The following is a 12,554-nucleotide window of genomic DNA, read 5'->3' on the forward strand; positions in this document are numbered from 1 at the left end:
ACTTTGGTGGCTCGGCCAACGCCAGTGCGCCGGGGCACTGCACGCAATGCCACGGGCGGGCGCCCCCTGCCCGCGCCCACCCGCCACCGGGTGTTGCTCATCCCAGACAACGCGGCGCCCCGCGCATCCCCACAATAGGAATAATTCCCATTTGCAATGTAAAATTAGGTATCCGCAAGCCACAGCCCGCGCCCCGCAGCCGGCTGCAGCCAGCACCCACCGCCCCTTCGACGTTTCCGGGTTGCCTGGCTTGACTTCATTCGCCCCTGCTTTTGCCACCTGGGTGGCATCTCCACCGCCGCGTCGCCCGTGCTCGCCGCGCGGGGACCGGGCGCGCGCGCGGGCACCGCGCCCCTACCTTCCGACACCGCCATGAGCCCCACCGCCTTGCGCCGCTGGAGCTGGACCCACAAGTGGTCCAGCCTGGTGTGCACCGTCTTCATGCTGCTGCTGTGCCTCACCGGCCTGCCGCTCATCTTCCACCACGAGATCGGCCACCTGCTGGGCACCGAGGTCGAAGCGCCTGCGATGCCCGCCCACACGCCGCGCGCCAGCCTGGACAAGGTGCTGGCCGCCGCGCAGGCGCTGCACCCCGAGCGCGTGGTGCAGTTCGCCTCGCAGCCCGAGGACGACGACGCGCTGTGGTTCGTCACCCTCACGCCCACGCCCGCGCCTACAGAGGATTTCAAGTCCATCGCGGTGGACGCGCGCACTGCGGCCGTGCTGTCGCAGCGGCCGGTGGACCAGGGTTTCATGTACATCATGTTCCGCCTGCATGTGGACCTGTTCGCGGGCCTGGCGGGCAAGCTGTTCCTGGGGTTCATGGGCTTGCTGCTGCTGGTGGCCATCGTCACCGGCGTGGTGCTGTACGCGCCGTTCATGCGCAAGCTGGCTTTCGGCGAGGTGCGCCGGGACCGCTCCACCCGCGTCAAGTGGCTCGACCTGCACAACCTGCTGGGCATCGTCACCCTGGTGTGGGCCCTCGTGGTGGGCGCCACGGGCATGATCAATACCTGGGCGGACCTGATGATCAAGTACTGGCAGTACGACCAGCTGTCCGTCCTGCTCAAGCCCTACGAAGGCCAGCCCACCGTGCCCGTGGCCGAGCGCGGCCCGCTGCAGCAGTCCCTGCAGGCCGCGCAGGCGCATGCGCCGGGCATGAAGCTGTCGTTCATCGCCTTCCCGGGCACGGCGTTCTCCAGCCCGCACCACAACACGTTCTTCCTGAAGGGCAACGAGCCGCTGACCTCGCGCCTGCTGCAGCCCGTGATGGTGGACGCGCGCACAGCCCAGGTCACTGCCGCGCCGCAGTTGCCCTGGTACCTCACGGCGCTGCTGGTGTCGCAGCCGCTGCACTTTGGCGACTACGGCGGCATGCCCATGAAGATCCTTTGGGCGTTGCTCGACATCGCGACCATCGTCGTGCTGGGCAGCGGGCTGTACCTGTGGCTGCGCAAGGGCGTGCAGGCGGGCAACGCCACGGCGGCCACCACCGCGCCAGTGCCCACCGGCCTGCCCGCGACGGCTGCCGCTTCAGTACGCACCGGCAGCCCGCTGCCGCGCACGGAGGGCCGCGCATGAAGCCAACCCCGTTCTGGTCGCTGTGGGGCTGGCCCATCGTGATGGGCGTGCTCACCACCACGGGCCTGATCACCGCCCTGGTATCCGACACCTGGGGCGACTGGTGGTCATGGGTGGGCCTGGGCGTTCCGGTGGCGGTGATGGGATGGTTCTCGTGGCCTTTTGCACAGCGTGCCCACCGTTCCACACCTGCCCCGCAGGCCACCCCAGGCCGCGCTGGCGACCCTGCAGATACCGACATGCGCAGCAGCGACACCGCTTCGGCCCCGCGCTGACACCCCCCTTCAACTTCACTTTTTACACCACGACCATGCGCCCCGCCACATCCTTCCAGCCCGCCCCGCTGCGCCCCGTTTTTGCCGCCACGCCGGTGGCCATTGCCGCCGCCGTGATGTTCGCGCTGGCTGCGCCTGCAGTGCTGGCCCAGCAGGCTGCGCCAACCACCCCGGCGGAAGGCAAGGCGCTGTCCACCGTGACGGTGAACGCCAGTGCCGACGCATCGGCGCAAGGCCTGTCGCCCGCCTACGCTGGCGGCCAGGTGGCGCGCGGCGGGCGTGCCGGCGTGCTGGGCACCAAGGACGCGATGGACACGCCGTTCTCCATCACCAGCTACACCAACGAGTTCATTCAGGACCGCCACGCCCGCAGCGTGGGTGACGTGCTGCAAAGCGACCCCACGGTGCGCGTGGCGCGCGGCTTCGGCAACTTCCAGGAGGCGTACTTCATCCGAGGCTTCATCCTCGATTCGGACGACACGGCCTACAACGGCCTGTACAGCCTGCTGCCGCGCCAGTACATCGCCACCGAGCTGTTCGAGCGCGTGGAAGTGCTGCGCGGCGCATCGGCCTTCTTGAGCGGTGCCAGCCCCAATGGCGGCGGCATCGGCGGCTCCATCAACCTGCTGCCCAAGCGCGCGCCCAACGAGCCTTTGAACCGCGTGACCTTCGGCGTGTCGAGTGGCGGGCAGACGCAGCTGGCGGCCGACATCGCGCGCCGCTTCGGTCCCGACGGCAACACGGGCATCCGCGTGAATGCGGCCACCCACAACGGCGGCACGGCCGTGGACCATGAAGACGTCAAGCTCGGCCTGGCGGCCGTGGGGCTGGACTGGCGCAGCCGCGACGTGCGCCTGTCGGGCGACATCGGCTGGCAGGACCACAAGCTCAAGAGCACCCGCACCAACGTGACGCTGGGCGCCACCGCCACGCAGATGCCCACCGCCCCGGACGGCGGCACCAACTTCGCCCAGCCCTGGACGTATTCGAACGAGCGCGACACCTTCGGCACGCTGCGCGGCGAGTGGGACATCACGCAGGACATCACCGGCTGGGCCGCCGCTGGCGCACGCCGCAGCTCCGAGGCCAACTCCCTGGCCAACCTGACGGTGAGCGACAGCAGCACCGGCGCGGGCTCTACCTACCGCTTCGACAACACCCGCAAGGACAGCGTGAACACCGGCGAGCTGGGCCTGCGCGGCAAGCTGCAGACCGGCAGCATGGGCCACGAATGGGTGGTGGTGGCATCGCACTTCAGCGCGGACAAGAAGAACGCCTACGCGATGGACTTTGCCAACACGCAGGCCACCAACCTCTACAACCCCGTGTACAGCCCGCTGCCGGGCTTCAGCGCGGGTGCCTTCCGGGGCGGCGACCTGGCCGACCCGCGCCGCACCGGCAGCACGCGCCTGACCAGCTTTGCCATCGGCGACACGGTGTCGCTGCTGGACAAGCGCCTGCTGCTCACCGGCGGCCTGCGCCACCAGACCATCGAGATCGCCAACTACGCCTACGGCACGGCGGCCGAGACCGACCGCTACGACCAGAGCCGCACCAGCCCGCTGCTGGCGGCCGTCTACAAGCTGGACAAGAGCCTGTCGCTGTACGGCAACTACGTGGAAGGCCTGAGCCAGGGCGCGACCGCGCCTTCCACCGCCGCCAACCGTGGCGAGATGCTGTCGCCCTACGTCGCCAAGCAAAAGGAAGTGGGCGTGAAGTTCGACGGCGGCCGCTTTGGCGGCAGCGTGGCGCTGTTCTCCACCACCAAGCCGCGCGCCTACGTGGGCAGCGACAACATCTTCCGCAGCAACGGCAAGGACCGGCACCAGGGCATCGAGCTGGCCGTGCAGGGCGAGGCCACCAAGGGCCTGCGCCTGCTGGGCGGCCTGACCTGGCTCGACGCCAAGCAGCTGAACACGGGCACCGCCAGCACCGACGGCCGCCGCGTGATCGGCGTGCCCAGGCTGCAGGCCAACATCGGCGCCGAGTGGGACGTGCCGGGCGTGAACGGTCTGGCGCTGGACGGCCGCCTGGTGCACACCGGCTCGGTGTATGCCAACGCCACCAACACCATCAGCGTGCCCGGCTGGAACCGCCTGGACGTGGGCGTGCGCTACCTGACCGAAGTGCAAGGCCGCCTCGTGACGCTGCGCGCCCGCGTGGACAACCTCACCAACCGCAACTATTGGGCATCATCGGGCGGCTACCCCGGCGCGGGTTACCTGGTGGTGGGTGCGCCGCGCACGCTGTCGGTCAGCGTGGGCGTGGACTTCTGACGCCACCGGCTCTCCCCACTCTGCACCACAGCCCCTTGCCCCAGCGGCGCGTTCATCCGGACGCTGCACCCTGCACACCGCCGCACAGCCACCCAGCGCCTGACCACCGGGCGTAGGCAGCCACTCCCTTTCGCACCGCGTCTCGCCCCCTCGTCCAGGGGCGCGCAGCGCTGCGTGCTCGCCGATTTTTGTTGAAACCACCGAAAGGAAACTGCCATGTCCTCGTCCCTGCGCCTCAAGGCCCCCGTGCTTGCCGCCCTGCTCGCCTGTGCATCCCTCACCGCCGTCACCGCCGCCCACGCCCACCAGGTGTGGCTGGAAAACGCGGGCGGCCAGGCCCGCCTGCACTTTGGCGAGTTCAACGACAACCTGCGCGAGACCTCGCCGGGCTCGCTGGACAAGTTCAAGGGCGTGCCCGCACTCGAGCAGCGCACCGGCACGGCCGCGCAGCGCGTGGACGGCCAACTGGGCAAGGACGGCTTCCACTACACCGTGGCCGGCACGCCCGACACGCTGTTCGCCGCCGCCACCTACCCGCTGATCGACCGCAGCAAGCGCAACCTGCCCGCGATGTACTGGCAGCCCTCGGCCCGCTGGGTGGCGGGGCTGACGCAAGCCGTGGCGCCCACGGCGCCGCTGGACCTGGTGCCCACCGGCAAGCCTGGCGAGTTCAAGGTGGTCTACAAGGGCGCGCCACTGCCCAAGGCCAAGGTGCAGCTGGCAGCCCCCTCGGGCTGGACGCGCGAGGCCGAGGCGGCTGAAGACGGTACCGTGACCTTCGTCACCCCCTGGAAGGGCCAGTACGTGGCCGAGGTCAAGCACAGCGACAAGACCCCCGGCGAAGCCCAGGGCGAGAAATACGGCGAAGCCAGCTACGTGACCACGCTGACCTTCGTGCTGGCCGACGGCATGGCGTCGCCCGCCCTGCCCGCGCCCCCCAAAACCCACTGAGCCACAACGACCGCACCACGCCGCGTAACCGCTGCGCCGGGCGGCGGCGCAGCCCGGTACAGCCCATCCGGCACCACCGCACCTGGGCCGCGCCGCGCGGAGCCGTCGCCGCGCGACCCCAGACGGTCCGACTTCCTGCCAGAGCCAGCCGATGACGCCAGCGGGTTCATGTGGGCCGCTTCACGCCCATTTTTCAGCATCAAATTGCCACCTAACGCTAGATATACAAGCGCTAGAAGCTATTAAAAACATAGCATCATGATCCAACCGAACTTTTTGCGCACCGCCGTGGCCCACGCCGCCCTGCTGGCCCTGTGCAGTACAGCCCTGGCACAAACCGGCGCGGCGCCAGACCCCGCCGCCCCGCCCACAGCGGCGCCATCGATGCGCCAGGTGGATGTGGTCGATTCGACCGCGGGCGCGGCCGCCACGCCCGCACGGCGCGCCCAGAGCAGCTCGCGCCTGGGCCTGTCGGTGCTGGAGACGCCCCGGTCGGTCAGCCTGATCGACAACGCGCTGCTGGAGCAGCAGATGGCCACGACCGAGCGCGACGTGCTGCGCAACGCTTCGGGCGTGTCGATGCGCAGCGAGTACTACGGCTCGTACTCGCAGTTCTCCATCCGCGGGCTGTGGGCCAACAACACCTTCAACTTCCTGCGCGACGGCGCCAAGTTCGTCCACCTGCTGGACCCGCCACTGTTCAACATCGAGCGGGTCGAGGTCATCAAGGGCCCTGCCGCGCTGGAGTTCGGCCAGGTCGCGCCCGGCGGCCTCGTCAACTACGTGAGCAAGCGGCCCCAGGCCGAGGCGCTGCGCAACGTGAAGGTCGGCGTGGGCAGCGACGGCTGGCGCCATGCGGAGTTCGACCTCACCGGCCCGCTCAACGCCGACGGCACGCTGCGCTACCGGCTCGATGGCGGCGCCAGCCGGGGCGGCAGCTTCGTGGACGGCAACACCCCGCGCAAGCAGGGCATCGCCGGCAGCCTGGAGTGGCAGATCACGCCCGACACCGTCTGGCGCGCGCAGGCCGAGTACCAGGGCATCGACGGCGTCTCCACCGTGGGCCTGGCGGTGCCCGACCCCAAGAACCCGCGCAGCGCCGACGTGCTGCCGGTGGGCGCGTTCTACGGCGAGCCGTGGCTGACCACCGACGGCCGCATGCACTTTTACTCCACCGAGCTGGAGCACCGCTTCACCGACACGCTGCAGGGCCGCGTGCACCTGTCGCGCAACGAGACGAACCGCAACGTGAACCTGCCCTCGCCCATGGGCCCTGCGGCCAACGGCCGGGTTCCGCGCGGCTACTGGCTGGCACCCGGGCAGGAATACACGTCGGACACCGCGCTGGCCGAGCTGCGCGCCAAGGTGCAGACCGGCCCGGTGCAACACACCCTGCTGGCCGGCGTGGACTGGCGCACCATCCAGGGCGTGTACGGCGCGCGCGCCACCGGCAACCTGGGTGCCGTCGACCTCTACAACCCGGTGACGGGCCTGGTGCCACCCGCAGCGTCCACCGGCGTGTCCCGGCTGTCCTCGGACGCGCGCAACACCGGCGTGTTCGTGCAGGACCGCATGGTGCTCGGCGACTTCGGCCTGCTGCTGGGCCTGCGCCACGACCGCTTCAAGGACGCGTACTCCACGCCCGCCACCGACCTGAGCAAGACACAGCCGAGCGCGGCGATCAGCTGGGAGCCCCGCCCCGGCAGCATGCTCTACGCGAGCCATGCGCGCTCGTTCCAGGCCAACACCAGCACGCTGCTGTGGGGCGACCGCTCCGCGCCGCCGTCGGAGGGCAAGCAGCTGGAGGTGGGCTGGAAGCAGGAATGGCTGGACCAGCGCCTGATGACCACGGTGTCGGCCTTCGAGCTGGAGCTGACCAACGCGCCCGCCACCGACCCGCAGCACCCGGGCTACTCGGTGCTGACCGCCCGCCAGCGCATCAAGGGCATCGAGCTGGAGCTGCAAGGCCGCATCACCCCCGGCTGGACGGTGACGGCCAATGCGAGCTTCCACGACCCCAAGGTGCTGTCCGACACCACCGCCGGTGCCAACGTGGGCAACCGTGTCGCGCTGGCCACGCGCCGCAACGCATCGCTGTGGACGCAGTACCGCCTGCCGCAACTGCCCGGCCTGTGGGTCGGCGGCGGCCTGGTGCACCAGGGCGACAAGTTCACCGCCAACGACAACAAGTGGTGCCTGCCGGGCTTCACCGTGGTCGACCTGGCCGTGGGCTACCAGTTCGCGGGCGGCGTGCGGCTGCAGGCCAACCTGAAGAACGCGGGCAACCGCCGCTACTACCTGGACGGCACGGCCACGGCCGCCGGCTTTGGCACCGTGGTGCCTGGCCAGCCGCGCACGGTACAGGTGTCGCTGGACTACACGTTCTGAGGGCGCGCCACACCGTCCGCACCACCCCATCACCTGACCGCAGGCCAGCGCTTGCCCCCGCAAGCCTTGCGCCTCGGGCTTGAAGAGTTTTCAACCATCGGAGAAACAGCACCATGAGACCTGGCACCACCGCCTGCCGCACCGCCATCGCGCAGGCCGCATTGCTCGCCCTGTGCGGCGCCGCCCACGCCCAGCAGGCCGCCACCGAAGGCACGGCCGCGCCCACGGCCGACAAGGCCCTGGCCCCCGTCACCGTGAGTGCGGGCAGCGAACAGGAAAGCCCCACCGCCCCGGTCACCGGCTTCGTCGCCAAACGGGCGCTGAGCGCCACCAAGACCGACACGCCCCTCATCGAAACCCCTCAGGCCATCAGCGTGATCACCCGCGACCAGATCGAGGCGCAGGGCGTGCAGACGCTGCGCCAGGTCACGGCGTACACGGCCGGGGCGGTGTCGAACTACTTCGACAGCCGCGTGGACAGCTTCGCCGCACGCGGCGGCACCGTGTCGCAGTACCAGGACGGCCTGCTGCGCACCTACGGCACGTACAACACCAGCCGGCCCGACCCCTACACGCTGGAGCGGGTGGAGTTTCTGCGCGGGCCGACCTCGGTGCTGTACGGCCAGGGCAGCGTGGGTGGTGTGCTCAACCTCACCAGCAAACGCCCGCAGGCCGAAACGCAGCGCGAGGTGCAGCTGCAGCTGGGCAACAACGCCCGCAAGCAGATCGCCGCCGACCTGACGGGTGCGCTCGACCAGGACGGCCAGTGGCTCTACCGCCTGGTGGCCGTGGGCCGCGACAGCGGCAGCCAGGTGGACCATGTGGACGACGACCGCCTGGTGTTCGCGCCCTCGCTCACCTGGAAGCCCAACGCCGACACCTCGCTCACGCTGCAGGCGCTGCACCAGAAAGACCAGAGCGGATCGCTCATTGGCTTCTTCCCGTGGCAGGGCACGCAGCTGGCCAGCCGCTACGGCCAGATCCCGCGCAACACCTTCATCGGCGAGCCGGGCTGGGACGCCTTCGACACCACCAACAACTCCTGGGGCTACCTCTTCAGCCACCGCCTGAACGCGGACTGGACCGTGCGCCAGAACCTGCGCCGCACCGTGAGCGAGGTGGACTACCGCACCATCTACACCAGCTTCACCGCCAACGCCGCCACGGGCCGCCCCGCGCGCCCCGTGTTCAACAGCGACGCCCGCACCGTCGTGCGCGACGCGGTGTGGAACATCAACACCGGCCGCATGCTGCTGATCGACACCCAGCTCGAAGGCAAGCTCAAGACCGGCAGCGCGGACCACACCCTGCTCGCAGGCCTGGACGTGCAGCGCAACCACACCGGCCAGCAGGCCTGGCGCGCCGTGGCACCGGCCATCGACGTGTACAACCCGGTGTACGGCAACTTCACGCCGCCCACCACGGCGCAGCTGGTACGGCAACCGAACGTGGTGCAAAAGCAGCTGGGCTTTTACCTGCAGGACCAGATCAAGTGGGACCGCTGGACCGCCACGCTGGGCCTTCGCCACGACAGCGCCCAGACCGACACCGTGGGGCGCCCTGCAGCCGCGGTCGATGACAAGGCCTGGACCAAGCGTGCAGGCTTCACCTACCAGATGGACGGCGGCTGGGCACCTTACGCGGGCTATTCCGAGTCCTTCCAGCCGCTGGGCGGCGTGGACGCGTACGGCACGGCCTTCAAGCCCCAGCGCGGCGAGCAGTGGGAAGCCGGCGTGAAATGGCAACCCGCCGGCCAGGGCATCAGCGCCTTCGCGGCGGTCTACCAGCTGCGCGAGAAGAACCGCAAGACCAACGACCCGGGCAACCCGCTCAACAGCCTGCAGATCGGCGAAGTCAAGGTGCGTGGGTTCGAAGCCGAAGTGCAGGCCAGCCTGGCCCGCCAGTGGGACTTCACCCTGGGCTACGCCTTCACCGACGCGAAGATCAGCCGCAGCAACGCCGGCGACCAGGGCACCCCCGTGGCCAGCGTGCCCAAGCACACCGCATCGGCTTGGCTGAGCCACCGCTTTGCCAGCGAAGGCCGCGGTGGCTGGACGGTGGGCGCCGGCGTGCGCTACACCGGCTCCCAGTGGAGCGGCACCAGCGCCATCAGCACCCCGGCCGCCACCCTGGCCGATGCGATGGTGGCGTACGACGCCGGCGACTGGCGCGTGGCCTTCAACGTGGTCAACCTGGCGGACAAGGTGCACATCACGCAGTGCCTGGCGCGGGGAGATTGCTTCTATGGACAGGCTCGGACGTACACGTTGACGTCGACGTACCGGTTCTGATGGTCAGAAAGGGGAGGCCGCGAGCAGCAGACGCAAGCGGTTTCCGGGAGGTATTCAGGCTTTTGCGGGTCGCGGTGCATCCCGAACTAGCCCACCCGACTGTGCTGCGGCATGCACGCAAGCGGCCAACACGACGTAGGCTGGCAAACCCTCCGCGATCCCATTCGGCTCTACTACACTGAGAACTGGAGTTCACTTTACCAAGCCCATGCAACCTAGTCCAAAGCCCTCGAAAGTGGCCGCGCTTGTCCCGGCGTGGCAGTCTTCGGCATTCATTCAAGCAACCCTCGACTGCCTCTCCGCGCAGACTTACCCTCACCTGGAAGTTATCGTCTCTGTAGATGAATGCAGTGATTCAACTTATGAGATCTGCATGGCGCATGCTCAGAAAGACTCGCGCTTCAGGGTGATCTTGCAACCGCATCGACTAGGTTATGTGGGCAACTGCAACTTTTTACTTGATCAGACTGACGCAGATTATGTACTGTTTGCGTTTCACGATGACATCCTAAAACCCGAATACATCAAACTGCTGACAGAAGTGCTGGACATGCGGCCAGAGGTTGTCATGAGTTATTCGGACGTACACTTGACAAACACCAACGGAACTCAAGAGCACTGGATATTCACGGAGCTTGAGGGTGTTCGCGACCCGGTCCAACGGGGTGCACTCATGATGAGTGGGAGTAATAAATGGTGGGTACCTAATCGGGGACTATTTCGCCTAAATCAAGCGCGGCAAATCAACGGCCTCAAAACCCATCGCGCAGGAGAATTTTCCGCAGATTGGCCGTGGCTGTTCCACATGAGCCTGCTGGGAGAATTCGCACGCATTCCTCAAACTCTATGCTACAAATACTACAAACCCGGTAGCTTGTCCAGAAGTTGGGAATTCTCCAAACGCCAACGCTATGAAGTCTACGCCGCGATAATGCGGGAAATTTGGATTTCCAACCTCACTACTGAGCAAAAAATGACGCTCGCCAGCCCTTTGGCGAGATGGCTCTATCAAAACAATCCAGATCTCAAAAAAGAGGAAAAGTGATGAACACCATCGCTCCAAACCTCTGTTCCAGTTGGTTTGGGGGGCGAGTCCGCTTCATTGACCTTCCCACTCACACTGATGAGCGAGGCAATCTGCTGCCCCTCGATTTTGATAGCCTGCCCTTCACGCCACGCCGCGCATTCACAGTGACAGATGCCCCAACCGGATCCATTCGGGGGGAGCATGGCCACCGCAGTGGGGAACAACTCCTCATTTGCTTGCATGGAAAGATCGGCCTCTTGCTCAGAAAGGGGCACGAAGAAGTGGATACTGTGCTGACACCAGCCGGACCAGGCCTCCTTTTAGGAGCTGGCGTGTGGTGCCGCCAGACTTATTTGGTTTCGGATTCCTCACTTTTAGTATTGGCCAGCGAGCCCTATGATCCCGGATCATATGTCTCGACCTGGAATTAAGACATATGCGAAATCCCCCCCGAATTGCCATCCTTGGTGCTGGAATCATGGGCTGCTCTGCAGCGCTGTTTTTTGCCCGCAAAGGGATCGAAGTATCCATCTTCGATATGGCTGAACAACCGTTCAGTGCGGCAAGCCGATGGAACGAAGGAAAAATCCACTTGGGGTGCCTCTACAGCGCAGATCCATCGCTAAGCACGGCGGATCATGTGATTCCCGGCGGTCTCAGATTTCGGCCATTGATAGAGGAATTGATCGGCACGTCCCTCGCTCCGGCCATTACCTCCGAAGACGACCTGTTTTTTTGCCATCGCAAATCCGTGACTTCAGCATCGGAAATGAAGACGTACATGGAGAAAGTCGTTGAGCGCGTGCGATCCCACCCAGATGCAGCGCGATATCTAGCAGATGCGTCTGAAAGTCGGATTCACCAGCTGAGCTCTTCCGAACTGGCTGGCTTCACATCGTCGCCAGATATTGTTGCAGGCTTTCGGGTTCCAGAAAGATCCGTTGATACCAATTGGGTCGCTGAGCGGTTTATACCGGCGATGGGCGCTGAAAAATTGATTCAACAATTTATGGGAACCCGTGTCATGGCTGCACGGCCCGCAGAGGTTGGAATCAACGGCACGTGGAAAATAGAGACTTCCGCAGGCATATTTGGCCCATACGACTACATAATAAACTCGCTCTGGCAAGGTCGTTTAGCGATAGATCGAACTGCGGGGCTAGAGCCGACAGGAGTTTGGTCGAACAGATACCGTCAATCGCTTTTCTTACGCACTGCAGAACCGGTTCATACTCCTTGCGCTGTCATCGCCACCGGACCATTCGGAGACATAAAAAACTACAACGGGCGTGATTTTTACCTCTCTTGGTATCCCGATGGTTTGCGTGTAGACAGCTCTGACATTTCACCACCGGAGCCTCATTTAGCTTCCAAAGATGCTGAGGATATATCGAATTCCATTCTCAATCATCTTCAAGCCTTATTGCCGTGGGTAGCGAAAATCCGCGAGCAAGCAGAGCGTTCCACCCTTGAAGGTGGATGGGTTTTTGCCGCCGGCCAAGGAGCACTTTCGGATCGAAAATCAACGCTGCACCGCCGTTCTGATTATGGAACCACAAAATTGGGGAACTATATTTCCATCGACACTGGAAAATACTCAACGGCGCCCGCCCTGGCTCAGGCACTGGTAGAAAATATCATATGAACGTGGAATAACTATCACATTTCGGTGTGATTGATAGTTTCTAAAAATTCCCTTGATTGCTTACCACCGCAGGCAGCGAGCGGCGTCGAGCAAACGACAGCCGCTGCGAACGCTCCTCAT

Annotated in this window: 9 protein-coding genes; all 9 read left to right on the plus strand. The window is 65.8% G+C overall.

Translation table 11 applies throughout. The features are described 5' to 3' along the window. Window positions 1–372: 372 nt before the first annotated feature. The 9 genes from ACAM51_RS05000 to ACAM51_RS05040 all read left to right on the plus strand — a co-directional run bounded on the left by ACAM51_RS05000 (window position 373) and on the right by ACAM51_RS05040 (window position 12,434). Window positions 373–1,581 carry a PepSY-associated TM helix domain-containing protein gene (locus ACAM51_RS05000; RefSeq protein WP_369642895.1) on the plus strand — a complete coding sequence of 403 codons (1,209 nt, stop codon included), beginning with the start codon at window positions 373–375 and terminating at the stop codon, window positions 1,579–1,581. After that, window positions 1,578–1,856, plus strand: coding sequence for a hypothetical protein (locus tag ACAM51_RS05005; protein WP_369642896.1), 279 nt, complete (start codon window positions 1,578–1,580; stop codon window positions 1,854–1,856). Before ACAM51_RS05000 ends, ACAM51_RS05005 begins: the two co-directional genes overlap by 4 nt. 35 nt (window positions 1,857–1,891) lie before the next feature. Further along, on the plus strand, window positions 1,892–4,132 hold the full coding sequence (locus ACAM51_RS05010) for a TonB-dependent receptor (protein ID WP_369642897.1): 2,241 nt from the start codon (window positions 1,892–1,894) through the stop codon (window positions 4,130–4,132). Window positions 4,133–4,348: 216 nt separating this feature from the next. Beyond that, window positions 4,349–5,083, plus strand: a complete 735-nt coding sequence (locus ACAM51_RS05015) for a TonB-dependent receptor (RefSeq protein WP_369642898.1) — start codon at window positions 4,349–4,351, stop codon at window positions 5,081–5,083. A 258-nt stretch (window positions 5,084–5,341) separates the two neighbouring features. Continuing rightward, window positions 5,342–7,471, plus strand: coding sequence for a TonB-dependent siderophore receptor (locus tag ACAM51_RS05020; RefSeq protein ID WP_369642899.1), 2,130 nt, complete (start codon window positions 5,342–5,344; stop codon window positions 7,469–7,471). Window positions 7,472–7,584: 113 nt separating this feature from the next. Then, window positions 7,585–9,762, plus strand: coding sequence for a TonB-dependent siderophore receptor (locus ACAM51_RS05025; protein ID WP_369642900.1), 2,178 nt, complete (start codon window positions 7,585–7,587; stop codon window positions 9,760–9,762). Between the two features lie 235 nt (window positions 9,763–9,997). After that, entirely contained in the window at window positions 9,998–10,807 is an 810-nt protein-coding gene (locus tag ACAM51_RS05030; protein WP_369642901.1) for a glycosyltransferase family 2 protein, read from the plus strand. Next, window positions 10,807–11,220, plus strand: a complete 414-nt coding sequence (locus tag ACAM51_RS05035; RefSeq protein WP_218295419.1) for an FdtA/QdtA family cupin domain-containing protein — start codon at window positions 10,807–10,809, stop codon at window positions 11,218–11,220. The genes ACAM51_RS05030 and ACAM51_RS05035 overlap by 1 nt, the downstream gene beginning before the upstream one ends. Before the next feature lie 5 nt (window positions 11,221–11,225). Further along, window positions 11,226–12,434 (plus strand): FAD-dependent oxidoreductase, encoded by a 1,209-nt coding sequence (locus ACAM51_RS05040; protein WP_369642902.1) that lies wholly within the window; start codon window positions 11,226–11,228, stop codon window positions 12,432–12,434. The last annotated feature ends 120 nt before the right edge of the window (window positions 12,435–12,554 follow it).

Origin of the sequence: Acidovorax sp. A79 (genome assembly GCF_041154505.1) — a bacterium.
Taxonomy (GTDB): domain Bacteria; phylum Pseudomonadota; class Gammaproteobacteria; order Burkholderiales; family Burkholderiaceae_C; genus Acidovorax.